At 66.9% G+C, this 21,425-nt stretch carries 13 protein-coding genes and 1 pseudogene; 8 read left to right on the forward strand and 6 right to left on the reverse strand.

Features of this window, described 5'->3' with window-relative positions:
• Positions 1-3 precede the first annotated feature (3 nt).
• From ULB03_RS00800 to tssI (ULB03_RS00825), 6 genes are all read right to left on the reverse strand, one after another.
• Positions 4-807, reverse strand: coding sequence for a hypothetical protein (locus ULB03_RS00800; RefSeq protein WP_322481418.1), 804 nt, complete (start codon positions 805-807; stop codon positions 4-6).
• Positions 808-862: 55 nt separating this feature from the next.
• Positions 863-2,581: a type VI secretion system tip protein TssI/VgrG gene (gene tssI, locus ULB03_RS00805; RefSeq protein WP_322481419.1), complete on the reverse strand. Its 1,719-nt coding sequence runs from the start codon at positions 2,579-2,581 to the stop codon at positions 863-865.
• 66 nt (positions 2,582-2,647) lie between these two features.
• Positions 2,648-3,067 carry a hypothetical protein gene (locus tag ULB03_RS00810; protein WP_322481420.1) on the reverse strand — a complete coding sequence of 140 codons (420 nt, stop codon included), beginning with the start codon at positions 3,065-3,067 and terminating at the stop codon, positions 2,648-2,650.
• 47 nt (positions 3,068-3,114) lie between these two features.
• On the reverse strand, positions 3,115-4,122 hold the full coding sequence (locus tag ULB03_RS00815) for a hypothetical protein (protein ID WP_322481421.1): 1,008 nt from the start codon (positions 4,120-4,122) through the stop codon (positions 3,115-3,117).
• A 304-nt stretch (positions 4,123-4,426) separates the two neighbouring features.
• On the reverse strand, positions 4,427-5,245 hold the full coding sequence (locus tag ULB03_RS00820; protein WP_322481422.1) for an ankyrin repeat domain-containing protein: 819 nt from the start codon (positions 5,243-5,245) through the stop codon (positions 4,427-4,429).
• Entirely contained in the window at positions 5,242-7,824 is a 2,583-nt protein-coding gene (gene tssI / locus ULB03_RS00825) for a type VI secretion system tip protein TssI/VgrG (RefSeq protein WP_322481423.1), read from the reverse strand. Before tssI (ULB03_RS00825) ends, ULB03_RS00820 begins: the two co-directional genes overlap by 4 nt.
• Positions 7,825-8,842: 1,018 nt before the next feature.
• Here tssI (ULB03_RS00825) and tagH point away from each other — a divergent pair.
• From tagH to tssA, 8 genes and pseudogenes are all read left to right on the forward strand, one after another.
• A complete protein-coding gene (tagH, locus tag ULB03_RS00830) occupies positions 8,843-10,438 on the forward strand; it encodes a type VI secretion system-associated FHA domain protein TagH (protein WP_322481424.1) in 1,596 nt (531 codons plus the stop codon).
• 59 nt (positions 10,439-10,497) lie between these two features.
• Positions 10,498-11,058, forward strand: a complete 561-nt coding sequence (gene tssJ / locus ULB03_RS00835; RefSeq protein WP_322481425.1) for a type VI secretion system lipoprotein TssJ — start codon at positions 10,498-10,500, stop codon at positions 11,056-11,058.
• Positions 11,059-11,068: 10 nt separating this feature from the next.
• Positions 11,069-12,412 carry a type VI secretion system baseplate subunit TssK gene (tssK, locus tag ULB03_RS00840; protein WP_322481426.1) on the forward strand — a complete coding sequence of 448 codons (1,344 nt, stop codon included), beginning with the start codon at positions 11,069-11,071 and terminating at the stop codon, positions 12,410-12,412.
• Positions 12,412-13,644: pseudogene (gene icmH, locus ULB03_RS27350) on the forward strand (type IVB secretion system protein IcmH/DotU); the annotation flags it as partial. The gene tssK and the pseudogene icmH, both read left to right, overlap by 1 nt.
• A gap of 154 nt (positions 13,645-13,798) precedes the next feature.
• Entirely contained in the window at positions 13,799-17,389 is a 3,591-nt protein-coding gene (gene tssM, locus ULB03_RS00855; RefSeq protein WP_322481429.1) for a type VI secretion system membrane subunit TssM, read from the forward strand.
• Complete coding sequence (gene tagF / locus ULB03_RS00860) at positions 17,371-18,951, forward strand: type VI secretion system-associated protein TagF (RefSeq protein WP_322481430.1); 1,581 nt, start codon at positions 17,371-17,373, stop codon at positions 18,949-18,951. Before tssM ends, tagF begins: the two co-directional genes overlap by 19 nt.
• Entirely contained in the window at positions 18,948-20,219 is a 1,272-nt protein-coding gene (locus ULB03_RS00865; protein WP_322481431.1) for a serine/threonine-protein kinase, read from the forward strand. The genes tagF and ULB03_RS00865 overlap by 4 nt, the downstream gene beginning before the upstream one ends.
• Positions 20,216-21,349 (forward strand): type VI secretion system protein TssA, encoded by a 1,134-nt coding sequence (gene tssA, locus ULB03_RS00870; RefSeq protein ID WP_322481432.1) that lies wholly within the window; start codon positions 20,216-20,218, stop codon positions 21,347-21,349. Before ULB03_RS00865 ends, tssA begins: the two co-directional genes overlap by 4 nt.
• The last annotated feature ends 76 nt before the right edge of the window (positions 21,350-21,425 follow it).

A 21,425-nucleotide genomic window follows, 5' to 3' on the forward strand; every position in this document is an offset into this window, starting at 1 on the left:
CCTTTAGATCTGGCCCAGGATGCGGGCGACCGCGATGGCGCTGTCGGCATCGGCATTGCCCGTGCTAGGCAGGGCGGACGCGGTCTGGCTGAGGCCCGGCGCTTGGCTGGGCAAGGGCGCCTGGGTGGGTAGGGTGGCTTGGCTGCCCGGCAGACTGCCGGCGGGCACGCTGCTCGCCTGCCCCCAGGTGCCCGCCTGCGGCACGCTGGAATATGAAGACGGCATCAAGGACGGCGCGGCGGGGGACGGGGGCACCACCGGGGCGGCGAGGGACGGCTGCGCCAGGGAAGGCTGCGCCAACGTGGGCGCCGACAAGGAGGGTGCCGCGACCGATGGGGCCTGGGGCAGGGTCGGCAAGCCAGTGTTCATGCCGCCGCTGGCGGCCAGATTGGACAGGCCGGGGGCGGTCGACGCGTCTGGAATGCTCGGCACGCCCACGTTGGGCACGCCCATACCGGATGCGCCCGGCAGCGACGGGTTGGTCAGCGAGGGTGCGGCCAAGCCACTGCCGCCCGACATGCCTTGCCCAAGCGCGGTTTGCGCCAGGCCACCACCGGCCATCCCCCCCGCCGACCCAACCGCCGGGGTTCCGCCGCCACCCAGCAACTGGGCCGCCTGCGCCGCCGAGCCCAGGGGGCTGCCAACGGAGGAGGGCAGGGCCGGTGCTGCGGCGTTGGCCAGCGCGCCCAGGTCGCTGGCCGAACCGAAACCGGCCGGCGCCGCCGACAGGGATATCGGCGTGTAGGGCTGGATGCCGAGGCTGGCGCCAATGGCGCCGGGCTGGATCAGGGCGGGTAGGTCGACCATCCGGAACTCTCCCGGGAAATGAAGCTGATGGGAACTAGGGTTGGGGCCGGTGGCGTCAACTGCTGCAATTCAGCCAGATTTTCTGGCCGTCCTGGCTGATGCCGTCCTTGTCCAGCACCACCGTGCTGCCGTTGCTGATGAGAACGATGTGGTCGGTGGTCATCTGCAGGGCGCTCTTGCCCACCTGCAGCACCACCATCTCCCCGGCCACGTTCACCATCGCCTTGCCGACGGTTTCGAACATGTTGTTCTGGACGACCATGGAGAGGTCTTTTTGGGAGTGGAAGGCGATCTCTTCTGAGCCCGCCTTGTCCTCCAGGGTGAAGAGGTTGAAGCCGCCGCCGCCGGGGCTGCTGGCGGTGCGGAAGGTGGTCTGGGTTTGCTGGGCGGGCAGGCCCAGGGGGGCGGTGGTTTCGGAGTTGGGGACGGAGCCGAGGATGACGGGGCGGTCTGGGTTGCCCTCCATGAAAGCGACGACGACCTCCATGCCAATGCGGGGGATGGTCTGGGCGCCGAAGCCGCGGCCGGCCCACCCCTGGGCGACGCGGACCCAGCAGGAACTGGCCTCGTTGGACTGGCCGCGGCGGTCCCAGAAGAACTGGACTTTCACGCGGCCGTACTTGTCGGTGTAGATCTCCTGGCCCTTGGGCCCGACGACGACGGCGGTCTGCATGCCGGGGATGGTGGGGCGCAGGGTGGTGTGCGGGGGGACGAAGGGGGTGGCGGCCGGCATGCAGGTGAAGTGGTTGGCGTAGCCGGAATGGCTGGCGCCGCCGCCCTCATAGCTCATGTCGCTGGCGCTATGGCTGACGCTGAGGACGACATAGGCGCCGTTCTCCGCCATGACGGGATGGTCGGTGAGCTGGAAGCGGCCGCAGGGGGCGAGGGATCGGCAGTCGCTGGCGCCCCGGATGGTCTCGCGCTCCACCTCCTCGGCCTGCATGGCCAGCTTGGCGCGGCGCTCGCCATCGCCGGCGGTGTCGTGCAGTCCGGGATAGTCGAAATGCTCGTGCTGGGGGTCCTGGGCGTAGGTTGAGACGGTGGGGATGGTTTGCTTCAGGTCCAGCTTGCTGGTCTGGAAGTTGTAGTCGGACATGGCCCAGGCGCTGGCCTGGTAGGCATGGTCGCGGTTCCAGGTGTTGATGTGGTTGGAGCGGGAGGAGGTGGCGCTGAAAGGGATGAGCGCCTCCTCGCCCGTCTGGTAGGCGGAGGTCTGGGAGCCCAGGACCAGGGTGTGCTTCCCCGCCTCGTGCCGGAAGAAGTAGTAGAGCCCATCCTCCTCCAGCAGGCGGGAGACGAAGGCCAGGTCGGTCTCGCGATACTGCACGCAGTACGCGCGGGGCGGCGGGGCGCTGACACCGGAGAAGTCGTAGTGGGTGACGCCGAGTTCCCCGAAGATGGTCTCCAGGATGTCGAGCGTGGTCTTGTTCTGGAAGATACGGCAGTCGCTGGTGCGGGTGAGGAACCACAGGCGGGGGACGACGCGCAGGGTGTAGTGGCGCTGCCCGCGCGAGGCGGCGTTGCCGCCGGTGAGGGCGGCGACGACGCCGTTAAAGACGCGATAGACGCCGTCGTCGACGCGCAGCTTCAGGTCCACGCTCTGCGCCAGCAGGGCGGCCGGGTCGATGTCGTCGTCCAGGGCGCGCACGGTCGCCCGGAACTCGAAGGGCATCGAGATGCCCTCCCGCCCTTCCAGCGCCTCCAGCAAAAGCTGGTCCGGACCCAAGGGGCTCTCTATCCCCAACAGCCGTTCCGCTTGCGTGTAACCGTCCATGGAAGCCTCACAAACTTTGGGCGCCGGCGGCGCGTGTCATTCGTATTTCGGTCGGGTTACTGGTCTTCATAAGAGCCCCTTCAGCAGGAACGGGCTGGCGATGATGTAGACCAGCCAAGCAAGCACGGTCAGCCCATCGGCGAATGAGACGGCCACTACAGCCTCCAGCCAGGGGGGCGGAGTACCGTTCCGCTTCGCCGCTTCAAGAATCCTTCTGCCATTGAGGTGGAAGACGGTGCGGAAGGTCAGAGCGGCGGCGCTGAACAAGAACAGCAGGACGGAGAGCGCCAGTATGCTCAACATGATGTACCGCCCGGTACCGAGCGCCGCGAATGCCCGTGGGTCGTTATCCGTGAGGGCGATGGTAAGCCCATAGGTCACCATCAGCAGCGCCATCGCCGCGATGACGGCCAGCAAGAAAGACCGGGTGCTCGGCAAAGGTGCCGCCGTTCCTAGGTTGGAAATGCTGGTGATGAGGGCGTTCATCGTGTGGCTTTTGTTGGATGTCTGGTGGCTGATGGCTCGTCAGTTGATCAACCCGTTGGGGACGAGGCGGTCAGCAGCTTGATGTAGGCGATTTCCAAAGCACGCTTGTTGATGGCTGTGACCAGATAAGGATCAGTCGCGGCGACAGGGCTGATCAGGGTGAATATGGCCCATCCTTTCGATGTGCCGAGCACCACCTGGCGGACCAACATTGATCGGTCATCGAGCTTAGCGAAGCTGTCGGACGTCCATAGTGAGACCACCGGGTCGCCAATCGGAACCTCTGCCAAGGTGCCGCCGGTAGGATCTATTCCCAACTTCCTCACCGCATCCGTCGCGTACAGCGCGATTTCTTGAGCGTTCTTGAAACGGTTCCGCGGGGCTGTGTAGACATTGATCATCCCAACCCGGTCGGTGCCTGAGCCGTTGGACAAGCCCCAAGACTCGCAAGCGGCATCGACACTCTCGTCCGGCTTCACCGTCCAGGACGACGGTATCTTGAAGCCGACCTGGAAGACCTTGTGCAGCGGGACATCCTGCAGTTCTTCGGCATATGGCTGCTGGGGTTTTGCAGCGGTCAGGTTGAAACTTGTGGCGGCCACCAGGAAGGCATCTTCGGCAGAGGCGTAGCGCGCCTCCTCAGCGAAGCTGTGGAGTAAATAGATAAACTTACCATTCTTGAATGTGCGCAGGCGGTAGAGATAAGGACGCCCCTCAATAGTCCGAGAGGCCAAAACATCCGCGTTTCGCCCTGCGTCCGATGCAACGGTGCGGCGTGCAATGATAGTGTAGTGATTGGCCTGCATCCATTGATCAAGCCAATCTTCCGGAGCCATTTCGCGGTCAATTTTCTGCGCATAAATCTCAATTATGGAGCTTTGTTCTTTATTTCCGTAGTGCGCCAACAATTGAAGGCGGCCATTCACCTTGTTGGGCTGCCCGTCTTTCTCAAACCAGATCCAATCTTTCGGAATCATTAGATCAAATGCGAAAGCAGGCGCCGGGCTTTGAAAAGCCTGCCGCAGATAGTCTCTCAACCTCGGCGCGAGAGGCATGGATGGTGGTGCCCAGGCTGGCCATTTTTCGCTCCTCCGCACCACCTGCGCGCGGGCTACCCACGGCCAACAGGATGCCTAGTGCCAGCCTGATCATTCCGGTTCGCGGCAATGGCGCGGCACGGCCAAGGGCCAAGCGCCGCGCGAAGTGCTGTCTCTTCGTTAAGGGCGTTGCCATTTCCAGGCCGTTGGTTCGGGTGAGGGCGTTCATGATTGTCGCTCCGCGGAGGTTCCCCGTTCCTTTAACCCATTGGCGTCAGGGCACTGTGAAGGCCAATCGTCCGGCGCCGGCCGGGTTCCGGTCTCAATGCTTGCCAGGGGGCGGCCATTTGCCTTCCTCCTTCAGCTTGCGCACCTGGGACGCGGGAGGAGGAGGCCAGGCGAGCCCGGCTGCCTTAATTTTCTCAATGACTTCCGGCAAAGCCTTTCCATCAGGGTTATTGGGCAGGATACGGGAGTCTGCGGCCAAGCCTGCAACGGTGGCTCCGCCGGCTTCCGCCCATGGGGAGGCCCCATGGTCCAGCAGGAAAGCGACCATCTGCCAGTGATCGGTAGCAGCCGCGGTCAATAGCGGAGTGTCCCCAACTTCGTCAGCCGCGTTGACGTCGCCACCTGCGTTCAGCAGACTTTGCGCCACCGGGATGTCCCCCATAAGGCCGGCGACATGCAGGGGCGTTTGCCCGTCCGCCGTGGCGTTGGGATCGGCACCCGCAGCCAGAAGCAACTTGACCATCGGGAGGTCAAAAATGGCTGCGGCCTTGTTGAGGGGGGCTAGGCCTTGTGCACCATTGGGATTTGCATGGGCCTTCAGCAAGGCGTTGACCATGGCCTGATCGTGGCGTTCCACCGCCATTATCAGGCCGGTGGCGCCATCCCGACCGACAGTGTTAACGCCGCCCGGCGCGTCAGCGGCAGCGGCCAAGGCGGCATCGACCTTGCCGGCGGCCACGGCCTCGGCGAAGCGACGGGCGGCAGGGTCGCTGAAGCGGTCAGGAAAGAAAACCAGGGGATTTGTCGCCATCGTTCCACCATGAGAGGGGCGCCAGAAGAAAAGAGCGCCACGGGCCGCAAAGGCCAATACCAGAATGCAGGCCACCAGACCTGGCCATGAAGATCGTTTCATTGGCACCCACATTCCTGTCGTTTCGCGTCTATGCCCCGAATGACATAGTCCATGCCGTGAGCCGCCTTTGGGTTGTTTCGCGAAAGGAAACCTGCACCGGGTGGCGGCACCTTTGGCAGCTCGTGCCGTACGCCGTAGGCGCGGGGAAGTACGGGCGTCCCCTGGGCCTCTTGTCCCAGTACATAGCTGGCTAGCGGGATGCCCGCCGCTGGCTCGGCCACGATTAGTCCGGACGTTATTCCACTTAAAGCCGTCTCACGGTTGTCCTGAATGCCGGACAATGGATCGCCGTCGTTGTAATAGGCGTTTACGGGCGCTGCTGGTGAAGGATAACCACCCACGGTATGGGCGTTCAGGCCAGCGGCATTGAAAGTGGTGGCAGGCTTGCCGGTCACGACCGAGGCGGCGGAGGCCATGCCGCCACCTAGGGAGTGGCCGGTAAAAGATACTTTACCATCAGACGTATTATTTACTTTCTTCGCCAAACTAATCGCCTGCTGATACTCCGCCGACTGTTTACCCAAGCCCTGCTGCAAGTTGTTCTTCCAATCCTCTCCCGTCTGGGTTCCGCGATAGGCCACGGTATAATGCGTGCCATCGGCCTCTTCTTTAGCGAAGACCTGGGCGCGAAACGTCGTGTTTTCGGGAGAAAGATCGGATTTACGCACACCCAACTTTGCAAGCTCCGCTTTGCCCTCCGGCGTATCGGGGTCCAACATGCGGTAGCCCGGCGGCAGAGTCGGGTCGGTGCCATAGGTGTGGTTGGCCAGCACGGCATTGTCGCGGGCATTGGCCAGGGCGGCGCAAGCCGCCATGCGGGCCGCCACCTCCGGGTTGGACACACCGGCATCGGTATTCGCCTGCTCCTTCATGTTCAGCCAGATCTTGCCGCCGTGATAGCGGATGCCGTCCTTGTCCAGCACGGCGGTGCTGCCGTTGCTGGACAGGATGATGCTGTCCGGCGTGAACTGGATGGAGCTGTTGCCGACCTTGAAGGCCAGCAATTCCTTCGCCTGGCGGACGGACGTCTTGGTCACCGTCTCGAAGGCATTGTTCTGGACGACCATGGAGAGGTCTTTTTGGGAGTGGAAGGCGATCTCTTCTGAGCCCGCCTTGTCCTCCAGGGTGAAGAGGTTGAAGCCGCCGCCGCCGGGGCTGCTGGCGGTGCGGAAGGTGGTCTGGGTTTGCTGGGCGGGCAGGCCCAGGGGGGCGGTGGTTTCGGAGTTGGGGACGGAGCCGAGGATGACGGGGCGGTCTGGGTTGCCCTCCATGAAAGCGACGACGACCTCCATGCCAATGCGGGGGATGGTCTGGGCGCCGAAGCCGCGGCCGGCCCACCCCTGGGCGACGCGGACCCAGCAGGAACTGGCCTCGTTGGACTGGCCGCGGCGGTCCCAGAAGAACTGGACTTTCACGCGGCCGTACTTGTCGGTGTAGATCTCCTGGCCCTTGGGCCCGACGACGACGGCGGTCTGCATGCCGGGGATGGTGGGGCGCAGGGTGGTGTGCGGGGGGACGAAGGGGGTGGCGGCCGGCATGCAGGTGAAGTGGTTGGCGTAGCCGGAATGGCTGGCGCCGCCGCCCTCATAGCTCATGTCGCTGGCGCTATGGCTGACGCTGAGGACGACATAGGCGCCGTTCTCCGCCATGACGGGATGGTCGGTGAGCTGGAAGCGGCCGCAGGGGGCGAGGGATCGGCAGTCGCTGGCGCCCCGGATGGTCTCGCGCTCCGCCTCCTCGGCCTGCATGGCCAGCTTGGCGCGGCGCTCGCCATCGCCGGCGGTGTCGTGCAGTCCGGGATAGTCGAAATGCTCGTGCTGGGGGTCCTGGGCGTAGGTTGAGACGGTGGGGATGGTTTGCTTCAGGTCCAGCTTGCTGGTCTGGAAGTTGTAGTCGGACATGGCCCAGGCGCTGGCCTGGTAGGCATGGTCGCGGTTCCAGGTGTTGATGTGGTTGGAGCGGGAGGAGGTGGCGCTGAAAGGGATGAGCGCCTCCTCGCCCGTCTGGTAGGCGGAGGTCTGGGAGCCCAGGACCAGGGTGTGCTTCCCCGCCTCGTGCCGGAAGAAGTAGTAGAGCCCATCCTCCTCCAGCAGGCGGGAGACGAAGGCCAGGTCGGTCTCGCGATACTGCACGCAGTACGCGCGGGGCGGCGGGGCGCTGACACCGGAGAAGTCGTAGTGGGTGACGCCGAGTTCCCCGAAGATGGTCTCCAGGATGTCGAGCGTGGTCTTGTTCTGGAAGATACGGCAGTCGCTGGTGCGGGTGAGGAACCACAGGCGGGGGACGACGCGCAGGGTGTAGTGGCGCTGCCCGCGCGAGGCGGCGTTGCCGCCGGTGAGGGCGGCGACGACGCCGTTAAAGACGCGATAGACGCCGTCGTCGACGCGCAGCTTCAGGTCCACGCTCTGCGCCAGCAGGGCGGCCGGGTCGATGTCGTCGTCCAGGGCGCGCACGGTCGCCCGGAACTCGAAGGGCATCGAGATGCCCTCCCGCCCTTCCAGCGCCTCCAGCAAAAGCTGGTCCGGACCCAAGGGGCTCTCTATCCCCAACAGCCGTTCCGCTTGCGTGTAACCGTCCATCCGTTCCTCATGTGCCCGGCGGACGGGGCCGCCGAACGCTTCAATCCCGGCCCATCCTTGCCCCGGTCTGGTTCCTGCCCGGTGGAGCCCTGCGGGCGGGGCGCCGCTTGCTACCCTTGCTGCCTGTTAATCGACGGTTCACACGTCGTACTTTTAAAACCCAACGGCAATTTCCGACGTGGTGCCGCGACAGAAAGCTATGGGCCGACAGCGGGACGTCAAGGGCCTGCCAAATGGGCCTTCGACCTATGCCGTCATGAATCCGGCAAGAAAGTGACGCATTTAATACTTTAATCGTGGATGAATGAGGTGGTCGGGCCGTGTGATACGGCTTGGGGAACCGGCTGTTATTGGAGAATTGGCCGTTTGATCTTCAGTGTCGCTTTAATATCAGAGGGGTCATATCCCCCGAATGATTATGTCCTTCCGGCTTATCAAAAATAACCGCGCCTGTGCTGATGGCGGAAGGCCTCGGGGGAAATGAAGCGTCGCCATCACGAAAAACCCAATAAAAACCTAGGATTTCCGCGCCTTTCCCGACATGTGGCACCTTTGTATTAACGCGTTATTGAACTGGACGAAAGGATGGGAAGCTGGTTCCAAAGGCCCCCGATATGGGGTCTGGGGCGGGTCATAGGCCGCCACCTTGCTGGTATATATGCCGTTCTACCCAGTCGTTATAGAACACCGTCACCTGCGGTTGGAATTTCCAATTTATTCAGGCGAATCCAGGGGTTGCTTCGAATAATATCGATTAAAATACCGTTCAAAATATACTTTGAAGCTATGCCCTATGATTGGGGTTTCTTACGAGCTGAGCCTATATCTACCTCTATATGCATAAGCCGCCGAGAGCCGTTTCTGGGGGCTCGACGGAACTATCTTCCGAATTATATCAGCGTGCATTGCTTGGTAAATTTATCGTTAAAAGATTGGACGCATTGTCGGCTTCTCGGTGGCGTCGACAACGTCGTCCTTGCTCAGCGAGGAACAGATGGCCCTTGTCTTACGGGTTATTATGGCTGGGGACTGCTCCGTTTCCGAAGGTGAGACGCGCGTCTGTGACGGCGGCAGTTTCACCATAGGGCGCGGGGCCGAGAACGACTGGGTGGTCAGCGACCCGCAGCGGCACCTGTCCAAACAGCACTGCCGCATAGAACTGCGGGGCCAGACCTATTTCGTCATCGATACCAGCACCAACGGCGTGTACGTCGGCGGGGCTTCCTCTCCCCTGGGCCGGGGTAACGCCCAGCCGGTGAATGACGGCGACGTCATCAACCTGGGGCCCTGCAGCCTGCGGCTGGAAATCGGTGAGCAGCAAGTGGCCACGCCCCTGGGGCATTCCCTTGGCGTGGCCGCCCATCCTGGCCTGCCCCAGGGTGGGCTATCCACGACCGATCCTGACATGGACTACGGCCTTGAGGGCCTGAACGGTGCCCGTACCGGCTACGTCCCCTCCCTGACCCAGGTCCTGGCCGGCGACCGCGTTGGCGAGATGCAGTTGACCGACATCCTGGGGGAAGGGGAGGCGGAGGTGGAGGCGCCGTTCGGCGGCGCGCTGGCCCCGTCGCTGGCGGCCCATTCCGGCACCGGCGCCTATTTCGAGGCGCCGGAGGTGAAGCACCCCGTCATCCCCATGGACTGGCAGGCGGAGGGCGCCGATGGCGCCGGCATGTCAGGTGAGCTGGAGGCCGTCGGCGCCCCCGTCATCGCGGAGGCGTTCGCCGGGACGCGCGGCGGTCAGGCCGCGGCGCGCATGCCGCTGTCGTCGCCGGTCAGCCCGGCGCCGGGCAATGCGATGCCGGTCGCCCCGGCCAACGGCGCCGGCGCCACTATCCTGCCGATCAATCCGTCGGTCCCGGCGCGGCCCCATGCGGCTGCGCCCGCCCCCATTCCCGCTGCCGCCCCGGCCGCGTCGGCGCCCGGCACCATGACGCCCGCCGCTTTGGCCACGCCTGTCACGCCGCCGCCGGCTCAAACCCATCTGGCCCCAACCCCGGCGCCGTCCGGCCCCGCGCCGCAGGCGTCGGCGTCACAGAGCCCCCAACAGATCCCCAACGACCTGTTCGAGGCCTTCCTCGCCGGCGTGGGCCTGCCTCTGGACGCCGTGGACGCGGCCGACGCCCCCGCGCTGATGCACAAGATGGGCCTGGCCCTGCGCGAGGCGGTCGCCGGTTTGCGTGAACTGCTGGAGCTGCGCGCCTTCCTGAAGTCCGAGTTCCGCATCGAGCACACGCTGCTGCGCGCCAAGGAGAACAACCCGCTCAAGTTCTCCGCTAACCTGGAAGGCACGCTGGCCGTCCTGATCGGCCGGCGGGTCATGGGCTTCATGGACGCGCCCGAGGCCATCCGCGAAAGCCTGCGCGACATCAAGGCCCACGAGGTCGCGCTGATCGCCGGGATGAAGACGGTGGTGGGCGATGTGCTGGAACAGCTGTCGCCCGACGCCATCAAGAACGACGTCAGCGCCTCCATGCTGCCCCAGGTGCACAAGGCCCGCTGCTGGGAACGGTATGAGCAGGCCCACCAGCGGATGATGGGGGAACAGTCCTCCGGCCCGCCGCTCGGCAGCAAGTTCTCTTCCGCCTACACCCAGCAGTTCAGAAGCCTCTGAACCGCGGCGCCTCTCTCAATTCCCCAAAAACAGCCCAGACCAACAGGGTTCCCCAGACGATGCCTCTCGCCCAGACCACCGCCCGCCGCCCCATCCACCGCGTGGCTCTCGCCGCCGTGCTCGCCGGCGCCGTCCTGCAAGTGGCGGCGTGTTCGCACGAGCCGCCCCCGCCCCCGCCGGCGCGGACCACGGTGCCCGTGTCGATCAATGTCGGCCCCGACGCCAACCCCGACACGCTGGGCCGGCCGTCGCCGATCGTGACCCGGGTCTATCAGTTGGCGTCCAAGGACAAGTTCACGATCGCCGCCCCCATCCAGCTGATCCAGCACGATGCCCAGGCCCTGGGTGCGGACCAGTTGGGCCGGGATGAGTTCGTGCTGCAGCCGGGTGAGAAGAAGCAGATGACCCTGCCGCAGAACGACAAGGTGCATTACGTGGGCATCGTTGCCGCCTACCGCGCCATCGACCAGGCGAACTGGCGCGAGGTCGTGGCCCTGCCGGACACCGGCCCGGTGACGCTGAACGTCACCGTGGGGGCCACCGGGCTGGCGGTGAAGCGCGACACGGCGGATGCCGTCCCGCCCCCCGGTGCCGCGCCCCAGCGCACCTCCGCCAAGTGAGGCCCCGGCCATGATGTCCGCTAACCGCGTGGTCTGGACCGAAGGGATGTTCCTCCGGGTCCAGCATTTCCAGCAGGCCGACCGCCATGTGGAACGCCTGCTGCACGCGCGCACCGAACCGCTGACGCCTTTCGCCTGGGGCTTGAGCGAACTGACCATCAACCGGGAACTGCTGGGCATCGGCAAGTTCGCCATCGTGTCCGCCAAGGGCATCCTGCCGGACGGCACGCCCTTCTCCATTCCCGACGACGCCGACCATCCGCCGCCGCTGGAATTGTTCGACACCACCAAGAACTGCCTGATCTACCTGACGCTGCCGGTGCGCCAGCCGGGTGGGGCCGAGGTCGGCCTGGCCAATTCCGAGGACGCCATCACCCGCTTCGTCCCCGCCCGGTATGAGGCGGAGGACGCGAACCTGGGCAGCGACCAGGCGGCCCCCATGGACGTGGCCCGCCTGCGCCTGCGCCTGGCGCCGGAAACCCAGCCCCTGGCCGGCTATGAGAAGGTGGCCATCGCCCGGGTGGTCGAGGTGCGGTCCGACCGCGCCATCATCCTGGATGAGCAATTCATCGCCCCGGTCACCTCGGTCGCGGCGCAGGCCCCCCTGGCCGCCTTCCTGACCGAGCTGCAGGCCCTGATCCAGCACCGGGCGGAGGCCCTGGCCGGGCGCCTGTCCGGCCCTTCGGCCAAGGGGGCGGCGGAGATCGCGGATTTCCTGCTGTTGCAGACGGTGAACCGGTACGAGCCGCTGCTGCGCCACTACGCCGCCACGGCCCCCATGCTGCATCCCGAGCGGTTCTATCGTTTGTGCGTGGAAATCGCGGGGGAACTGGCCACCTTCACCACCGAGGCCAAGCGCGCCGCCGTCTTCCCGGAATACCGGCACGAGGATCTGCAGAACACCTTCCGCCCGGTGTTCTCCGACTTGCGCGCCTCGCTGAGCGCGGTGCTGGAGCAGACCGCCGTCGCCATCCCGCTGCAGGCGCGCCGCCATGGCATCAAGGTCGGCGTCATCGTCGACCGGTCGCTGCTGTTCAACGCCACCTTCGTGCTGGCGGTGAACGCCGATATGCCGGTGGAGCATCTGCGTCGCGTCTTCCCCAACCAGGTGAAGATCGGCCCGGTGGAACAGATCGCGCAGCTGGTGAACGTGGCGCTGCCCGGCATCAACGTGCGGCCCCTGCCGGTGGCGCCGCGCCAGCTGCCCTATCGCAGCGGCCAAGTCTTCTTCGAGCTGGACCGCAGCAGCCAGCATTTCAAGCAGCTTCAGAAGTCCGGCGGCATCGCCCTGCACCTGGCGGGTGATTTCGCCCAGGTCGAAATGGAGCTGTGGGCCATCAAGGGGGGTGCGTGATGTCCTATCCCAGTTACGGCCAGACGGCGCACGAACCCACCATCATCAAGCCGACGCCCGGTGGCCGGCGTCCGGCCGCGGTGCAGGTGGCGGCCCCGCCCAGCGACTACGCGCCCGAGGACACGGTCGACCTGACGCTCGGCGGTTTGAACCCACTGGTGGCGGCTGCCGGCCCCATCCTGACCCTGGCCCGCCGCCTGCGCACCTCCGCCGCCCAGTCCAACATCGAGGAACTGCGCGAGCGCGTTTCCGATGAGATCAAGACCTTCGAGAAGCGCGCGCAGGGCACAGGCGTGACCAACGAGGCCGCGCGCGCCGCCCATTACGCGCTGTGCGCCACCCTCGATGACATCGTGCTGAACACCCCCTGGGGCGCCAGCAGCAGCTGGGCCCGGGCGGGCATGGTCATCACCTTCCACATCGACGTGACGGGCGGCGAGCGGTTCTACGACCTGCTGAACCACCTGCTGAAGGATCCGGCCGCCAATTTCCAGGTGCTGGAGCTGATGTACCTCTGCCTGTCGCTGGGGTTCGAGGGCCGTCTGCGCATCCTGCCGCAAGGCTCGCTGGAGCATGCCCGCATCCGCGACAATCTCTACCGCGTGCTGACTCAGCGGCGCGGCGAGGCGGAACGCGAATTGTCGGTGCATTGGCGCGGGGTGGAAGCGCCCTTCCGCCCGCTGCTGCCCAGCATCGAGTTCTGGACCGTCATGGCGGCCACGCTGATCATCATCACCGTGATGGCCACGGGCTTCAGCTTCGCCCTGAACGGCAGCTCCGACGCCACGCTGGAAAAGATGGCCACCCTGCCGCCGGTGGGCCAGCCCAGCGTCGCCCTGGCCCAGCCGACAGCCCCCGTCCAGCCGAAGTCAAGGGACATTGACCAGTTCCGCGCCTTCCTGGCGCCGGAGATCGCGCAGGGCCTGGTCACCGTGGTGCCCCAGGGCACCGACACGGTCGTCCGCATCCGCAACGCCGGGATGTTCGCGTCGGGCAGCAGCGAGGTGAATGACAGCTACATCGCCCTGCTGCATCGCATTGGCGAGGCCCTGAACACCCGGCCCGGCAATGTGCTGATCACGGGCCACACCGACAACATTCCCATCCGCACCATCCGGTTCCCCTCCAACTGGCATCTGTCGCAGGCCCGTGCCGACGCGGTCGCCGCCGTCATCGCCACCCACCTGACCGACAAGTCCCGCCTGAAGGCGCAGGGCATGGCCGACACCCAGCCCGTCGCCAGCAATGACCAGGAAGCCGGCCGGGAAGCCAACCGCCGCATCGACGTGATCCTGAGCTCCCCCCGGCCGCCGTTCCGGCGCCGTCGGCCGCCTCAGCGACCCCCGCCGCGACGCCTGTCCCGACCCCCAACCAGGGAACGGCCCAATGAACGTCCCCAGCAGCGTCTACTTCGCGCAACCCCTGATTTCCGCCCTGGCGCAGCCCTTCCGCGCCCGCTGGGCCTGGTCCCTGGTGTGGGCCATCGGTTTCGCCCTGGTCATCTGGTTCTTCGGCGCCCTGGTGGCGGTGGGCAGCCATCGGCCGCTGGAGGGCGACCTGGTGCGGATGATCGCCTGCGGCGCCGTCTTCGCCATCTGGGCGGCCTTCAACCTTCAGGTCAACCTCAAGGCCCGCCAGACCGACCGGCGCATGGTCCACGACCTTACCGACCCCAGCGAGGAGGAGAAGCGCCGCGGCGCCGATGCCGCCTCCGCCGAGGAACTGCGCCTGCTGCGCGACCGCCTGCAGGAGGCGCTGAGCCAGCTGCGCAAGAAGGCCGGCCGCAAGGGCATGGGCCGGGGCTATCTCTACCAGCTGCCCTGGTACATCATGATCGGGCCGCCGGGCTCGGGCAAAACCTCCGCCCTGCTGACCTCGGGCCTGAACTTCCCGCTGTCCACCACCATCGGCCGCGACCCCCTGAAGGGCATCGGCGGCACCCGCAACTGCGACTGGTGGTTCACGGACGAGGCCATCCTGCTGGACACGGCGGGCCGCTACACCACCCAGGACAGCGATCCGCATCAGGACCAGGCCGCCTGGCTGGGCTTCCTGGACCTGCTGAAGAGCTACCGTCCGCGCCAGCCGGTGAACGGCGCCATCGTGGTCATGAGCCTGGCCGACCTGATGGCCCCCGACCCGACGGAGCGCCTCAACCACGCCCGTGCCATCCGCCTGCGCCTGAACGAGCTGTATGACCGCTTCGGCCTGCGCTTCCCCGTCTATGTGCTGTTCACCAAGGTCGACCTGGTGCCGGGCTTCGTCGAGTTCTTCGACAACCTGGGCAAGTCCGAGCGCGAGCAGGTCTGGGGCACCACCTTCCCCCTGGATGACGGCGCCGCCGACAGCCCGGGTGTGGTCGACCAGTTCCCGCAGGAGCTGGAGGGCCTGGTCGTCCGCCTGAATGAGCGCCTGCTGGAACGGGTGCAGCAGGAGACGGACATCGAGCGCCGCGGCCTGGTGTTCAATTTCCCCAACCAGGTGGCCAGCCTCAGCGACGCGCTGCTGGAAATCCTGACGGAGATCTTCCGCGCCAGCCCATACGAGACGCGGCCCCTGCTGCGCGGCAGCTACTTCACCAGCAGCGTGCAGGTGGGCATGCCCATCGACCGCACCATGGCCACCATCGCCGCCACCTTCGGCCTGGACCCGGTGCGCATGCCAGCCAACAACCGGCAGGGCCGCAGCTACTTCCTGACCCGGCTGTTCAACGAGGTGATCTTCGCCGAGGCGGCCGTCGTCAGCCTGAACCCCAAGGTGGAACAGCGCCGCCGCCGCCTGCGCATCGCCACCTACGCCACCGCCGCCGTCATCCTGGGCGTCCTGGCCTATGCCTGGAGCACCGGTTACCAGGAGAACAAGCGCCAGGTGGCCCTGATCGACGACGGCCTGCAAGCCTATGACAAGGCGGCGGCCGGTATCCCCAGCCAAGGCGTGACGGACGAGGATCTGGTCCGCGCCGTGAAGCCGCTGAACATCCTGCGCAACCTGCCTACGGGCCTGGAGAACAATGAGGGCGTGGCCAGCAAATGGCTGACCTTCGGCCTCTACCAGGGCGACAAGCTGAAGACGGTGCATGCCGCCGTCTATCATCGGGCGCTGAACGGCCTGATGCTGCCCCGTCTGCTGGTCCGGTTACAGGAGCAGATCCAGGCGCATGAGGACGACGACGATTTCGTGGCCGGCGCGCTGAAGATCTACCTGATGCTGGGCAGCCGCGGCCCCCTGGACGCGAACGCCGTGCGCCAATGGATGACCGCCGACTGGGCGGCCACCTGGCCGGGCGAGGCCAACAAGGGCCTGCGTGAGGATTTGGCGCGCCACCTGGACAGCCTGCTGACCCTGGGCAGCCTGACCCCCATCCCCCTGGACGCCAACCTGATCAGCCAGTCGCGCCGCAGCCTGGAAAAGCTGTCGCCGGCGGAGCGGGTCTACGCCCTGGTGCGTCAGCATGAAGGCGTCAGCCAACTGCCCCAGTGGCGGCCCATCGACCATGCCGGCGCCACCGCGGACCATGTCTTCACCCGCATCTCCGGCAAGCCGCTGACCGAAGGCATCCCGGGCCTCTACACGCCCGAAGGCTACAAGGCCTTCCTGCCGACGCTGAACGCCGTCATCACCGAGGTGCAGGGGCAGAGCTGGGTCCTGGGCGACAAGCCTGCCGGGGCGAACGCCCCGTCGCAGGCGGCCCAGGCGGAGGACCTGCGCGAGCGTGTGACGCAGCTGTACTACGCCGACTATATCCAGCAGTGGGACACCATGCTGGGCGACCTGCGCGTCGTGCCCTTGGCCGACATGCAGCAGACCATCGCGGTGCTGAACCTGGTGTCCAGTCCCGACATGCCGATGCTGAAGCTGTTGAAGGACATCGCGGCGGAGACGCAGATCGTCCCCCTGCCGGGCGGTCCCAAGCCGGTGGCCGCCGGCGGTGGTGCCGCGGCCCCGGCGGCCCTGCCGGCGCCGGACGCCCCCTCGGGCGCCGTGGCCGTGGCCCAGCACTTCCAGCCCATCGCCGACTTCGTCACGCCCAACAACGGGGCGCCGGCGCGGGCGGAGGATCTGGTGCGGCTGCTGGGTGAGGCCTATCAAGAGCTGAGCAACGTCGCCAGCGGGCCGGGCAATGGCCGCATGGCCCTCTATGCCCGCACCTCCCACGGCGGCGCCGGCGGCCCCATCCAGATGCTGAACAGCCAGGCGCCGCAGATGCCGCGCCCGGTCAACGGCTGGATCGCCACCATCACCGGCAGCGCGTCGGAACAGTCGGTGGGCGGCGCCCGCGCCCAGTTGAGCAATCTGTGGGGCGCCGAGGTCGGCGGCTTCTGTACCCGCGCGGTGAACGGCCGCTACCCCTTCGCCAAGGACAGCGCCAAGGAAATCTCGGTGGGTGATTTCACCCGGCTGTTCGCCCCCAACGGCATGCTGGACAACTTCTTCAACAACCACCTGAAGACCCTGGTCGATACCTCGGGCGCCAAGTGGCGGTGGAGCAAGGTGGGCGACACGGGCCTGGGCATTCCCGACAGCGTCCTGGCCTCCTTCCAGTACGCCGCCCAGATCCGCGACGCCTTCTTCCCCGATGGCGGTCAGCAGCCCCGCGTGGCCCTGCAGGTGACCCCGGTCACCCTGGATCCGAAGACGACCGGCGTGCTGTTCGCCAGTGGCGGCCAGCAGATCGAATACCAGCATGGTCCGCAGTGGCCGGCCTCCCTCCAGTGGCCGGACAGCGACCCCAACGGCGTCAGCCGCGTGGTGTTCGAGGTGACCGACGGCCTGCCGCAGAGCGTGATGAAGACCGGCCCGTGGTCGCTGTTCCACCTGGTTGACCAGGGCACGGTGACCACCCTGGGCAGCGACAACTTCCGCGTCAACTTCACCTCGGGCAGCCACAACGCCGGCTTCGAGGTGAAGTCCAGCACCTCGCTCAATCCCTTCATCCTCAAAGAACTGAGGGCGTTCCGTTGTCCAGTCTCTTTCTGAATGGCGCCGTCTCGGCTCACGAGCCGGGTTTCTTCGGCAAGATCCCGGCCCGGGGCGACTTCGTCTCCCGGCGGCTGGATCCCACGGTCGTCCGCCCGCTGGACGAATGGCTGCAGGCATCCCTGTCGACCAGCCAGCGGCAGATGGGCGAGGCGTGGCTGCCGAGCTACCTGGACACGCCGGTCTGGCGCTTCGTCCTGGGGCCAGGGGTCTGCGGCGACGTGGCCATGGCCGGGGTGCTGATGCCCAGTGTCGACCGGGTGGGACGCTATTTCCCCCTAGTGCTGGCCACCCCGCTGCCCGGCTGTGTCGCCCCCATCCGGCTGATCGAAAGCGGCCGGTCCTGGTTCGACAAGCTGGAGGATCTGGCGCTCAGCTCCCTGGACGACGATTTCGACTTCGACAGCTTCGACCGGGCGGCCCGCGTCTTGGGCGCCCCGCCCTATGACACGACGCGCGGCCCGGCCGAAAGCAGCGCCTTCCGCGTCGGTCTCGCCAACAATGGCGGCGGCAACGGACGGGGTGCCCTGGGCACCGCCTATGCCGAACTGCTGGACCAGGTGCTGATCGGCTTCAACAACCGCTTCAGCCTGTGGTGGACCACGGGATCGGACAAGGTGGCGTCCTCGCTGCTCATCTCCCCCGGCCTGCCGGCGCCACAGAACTATGCGGCCTTCCTGGATGGCCGATGGGAACGCTGGGGCTGGGAGCGCCCCGCGGACTCCGCGCTGCACCTGGCGGACGAGGAATTGCCCATCCTGCTGTTGCGTCCGGTGGTGGCCTTGCCCAGTCATGGGCGCACCCATGCCGGCACCCGCCGCAGCATCAACCAGGACGCCCTTCTGGTGCGCCCCGACCTGGGGCTGTGGTGCGTGGCCGATGGCCTGGGCGGCCATTCGGCCGGCGAGGTCGCCAGCGCGCTGACCGTGAAGGCGCTGGACGCGGTGATGCCGCCGCTGTCCTACGGAGGCTTCGTGGACGAGGTGCGCGAGGCCCTGGTCGAGGCCAACGACAAGCTGCGGTCGCAGGCCGCCATGCTGGGCGACCAGGCCCTGATCGCCTCCACCGCCGTGGTGCTGTTGATTTACGCCAACCGCTTCAACTGCCTGTGGGTGGGTGACAGCCGCGTCTATATGCTGCGCGAGGGTCGGCTGCGCCAGTTGACCACCGACCATGTCGCCGCCGGCATCAACCAGCAGCATCGCGCCACCATGCTGGTCACCCGCGCCGTGGGTGCCGCCGACACCCTGGAAATCGACATGGTCCAGGATGTCGTCCAGCCCGGTGACCGCTTCCTGCTGTGCAGCGACGGCGTGACCAAGGTCCTGAACGAGACGGAGATCGCCAGCATCCTGCGCGGCATGCCGCCCCGGGAAACCGTCGACGCGTTGATCGAGAACATCCTGGTCAGCGGCGCGCCCGACAACCTGACGGCCGTCGTCGTCGACGTGCCGGAAAGCGACCATCCGGTGGCGCAGGCCGCGCTGCATGCCGGTGGCGGCGCGGTGTCGGCGCAGCCGTCGCCGACCCTGGACGCGGCGTCGCAAGGGGGTGCTGAATGACCCAGGCCGTCGCCAAGACCAGTGTGCCCGGCGCCGATGCGATAGCCGACGCACCCCAGCAGCCGGACGAGATGACCTCGCTGCTGGTGAGCCCGGAGGCGCCGGATGAGCTGACCCGTTTCGCCCCGGCCGAATTGACCGAAGTGATGGTCACCCCCGATGCCGCGCCGGTGGTGCCGACGCGGGAGGTGATGGAAAGCCGGGTGGCCGGCTTCATCGCCAGCGTCCGGGCGGAGGCGCACCGCGCTGGACTGGATGAGGTGGCGTCGCTGGATCTGTTGAGCGGCGCCCGCGCCGCGCTGGACCGTCATATCCAGGCGGTGCAGCGCCCGTGGGAGGATGACCCGGCGCCGGCGGCGGGGCAGGCGGTGAAGACCGACCCCACCGGCTGGTCGGTGGCGCCCGGCAGCACCATGCTGAACACCTTCATCGTCCGCACCCTGCTGGCCCGGGGCGGCATGGGCGAGATTTACCGGGTGCGCCACCGCGACCTGAAGACCGACCAGGCGATCAAGGTCATCATTCCGGAGTATCGGGACGACGCCAAGATCGTCGGCCTGTTCCATGAGGAAGGCCGCCTGCTGCAACGCATCCGCCACGACGCGGTGGTCAGTTGCGCCGGCCTGTACCGGGATGGCGACGGCCGGTCCATGCTGGTACTGGAGTACATCGACGGCCAGTCGCTGTCTTATTTCCTGCGCCGGGGGCCCTTGGGCCTGACCGGACTGGAAGCCCTGCTGCGCCGCCTGGCGGCGGGCCTGACGGCGGTGCATGCGGCCGGCATCGTCCACCGCGACGTGTCGCCCGACAACATCCTGCTGCCGGGTGACAATCCGGCGGGGGCCAAGCTGATCGACTTCGGTGTGGCGCGGGAAATGCGCAACGGCGCCACCCCGCGTGACGGCCTGGACTTCGCCGGCAAGTTCTCCTTCGCCTCGCCCGAGCAACTGGGCATGCATGGCGGCGCCATCGGCGTGGCGTCCGACATCTACAGCCTGGGCCTGGTCATCGTCGCCGCCGCGCGGGGTGAGAAGCTGCCCATGGGCCAGACGGTGGAGGAGGCGACGGCAGCCCGCCGCCAGGTCCCGGACATCAGCGCCGTGCCGGACCGCCTGCGCGGCGTGGTCGCCACCATGTTGCAGCCCGATCCCAAGCGCCGGCCCACGGACCTGGCCGCCCTGCTGCGCGCGCTGGACGCCAGCGCCGCCGCCGGGGGCAGGGGCGGGGGCTTCTGGGGCCGGCTGTGGCCGTCACGGAAAGGTGCATGATGGATAACGGCGCGATCGTGTCATCCAGCGTGCTGGATCTGGCGGCTCTGCTGGCCCCCATCCCGGGTGAGCAGCCTTGCGGGCCGGATCTGCGCGTCCACAACGGCGGCGACGCCGCCTATTTCCAGCTCAAGGACTTGCGGGCCACCGCCCGCGCCATTGAGCGCCGGGCGGACTCCGAGGATGAGGCCCAGTCGTCGCTGGGCGAATGGCAACGTATCCAGGATTTGGCCCGCGCCGTGCTGGCCGAGCGCAGCAAGGATATCGAGATCGCCGTCTGGCTGACGGAGGCCGCCGTGCGGCTGGACGGCTTCGCCGGCCTGGCCGATGGCTTCCGCCTGCTGGCCGGCCTGGTGGACCGCTATTGGGATGGCGTCCATCCCGAGCCGGACGAGGATGGTATCGCCGTGCGCCTGGCGCCCATCGGCGGACTGAACGGCCATGGCGCCGAAGGCACGCTGATCCAGCCCATCCGCAAGGTGCCGCTGCTGCGCGAAGACCAGCCCATCGCCTATTGGCACTACGCGCTGGCTCAGCGCGCCAGCCAGACGCCGGACACCCGCAATCGCCCGGGCCGCACCCCGCCGCCCACGCTGGACGCCCTGTCGCAGCGCATGGGCCAGGTGCCGGCGGCCCGCAACCGGGCGCTGCTGGCCGACATCCGGGCCTGCCGCCAGGCCTTTCGCGACCTGGACCGGCTGCTGACCGAACGGGCGGGCGCCGATGCCCCGCCCACCTCCACCATCACCCACATCCTGGAGGAGGTGGAGGACGCGGTGGTGTTCCTGACCGGCCTGTCGGCCAAGGAAGAGGTGGAGGAGGCCGCCGTGCCCGACGTCATCCTGCAATCCGCCAGCGGCGCCCCGGTGGTCGAGGCGGTATCGGCGCCGCAGCGGCCGGCCCAGGGCATCACCACCCGGGAGGAGGCGCTGAGCCTGCTGTCGGAGATCGGCCAGTATTTCCGCCGGACCGAGCCGCATTCGCCCCTGTCCTACACCATCGAGGATCTGGTCCGGCGCGGGCGCATGAGCCTGCCCGAGCTGCTGGCCGAACTGCTGGCGGATGCCGGGGCGCGCAACACCCTCTTGACCACGGCCGGCATAAGGCCGGTTTCGAATAATGGGCAATAACCCGCTGATTAAGAATGATTTTTACCCCGGGCAAATCCCGGATGGCATGAAGAAACCCCTGGGTAGGAGAAGGTAG

The organism is Nitrospirillum goiasense, from assembly GCF_034427435.1.
Lineage (GTDB): Bacteria > Pseudomonadota > Alphaproteobacteria > Azospirillales > Azospirillaceae > Nitrospirillum.

Bases quoted from the DNA above. Each gene is read 5' to 3' on its own strand.
- ULB03_RS00800 (WP_322481418.1), bottom strand. From the start codon at position 807: ATGGTCGACCTACCCGCCCTGATCCAGCCCGGCGCCATTGGCGCCAGC.
- tssI (WP_322481419.1), bottom strand. From the start codon at position 2,581: ATGGACGGTTACACGCAAGCGGAACGGCTGTTGGGGATAGAGAGCCCC.
- ULB03_RS00810 (WP_322481420.1), bottom strand. From the start codon at position 3,067: ATGAACGCCCTCATCACCAGCATTTCCAACCTAGGAACGGCGGCACCT.
- ULB03_RS00815 (WP_322481421.1), bottom strand. From the start codon at position 4,122: ATGCCTCTCGCGCCGAGGTTGAGAGACTATCTGCGGCAGGCTTTTCAA.
- ULB03_RS00820 (WP_322481422.1), bottom strand. From the start codon at position 5,245: ATGAAACGATCTTCATGGCCAGGTCTGGTGGCCTGCATTCTGGTATTG.
- tssI (WP_322481423.1), bottom strand. From the start codon at position 7,824: ATGGACGGTTACACGCAAGCGGAACGGCTGTTGGGGATAGAGAGCCCC.
- tagH (WP_322481424.1), top strand. From the start codon at position 8,843: ATGGCTGGGGACTGCTCCGTTTCCGAAGGTGAGACGCGCGTCTGTGAC.
- tssJ (WP_322481425.1), top strand. From the start codon at position 10,498: ATGCCTCTCGCCCAGACCACCGCCCGCCGCCCCATCCACCGCGTGGCT.
- tssK (WP_322481426.1), top strand. From the start codon at position 11,069: ATGATGTCCGCTAACCGCGTGGTCTGGACCGAAGGGATGTTCCTCCGG.
- tssM (WP_322481429.1), top strand. From the start codon at position 13,799: ATGAACGTCCCCAGCAGCGTCTACTTCGCGCAACCCCTGATTTCCGCC.
- ULB03_RS00865 (WP_322481431.1), top strand. From the start codon at position 18,948: ATGACCCAGGCCGTCGCCAAGACCAGTGTGCCCGGCGCCGATGCGATA.
- tssA (WP_322481432.1), top strand. From the start codon at position 20,216: ATGATGGATAACGGCGCGATCGTGTCATCCAGCGTGCTGGATCTGGCG.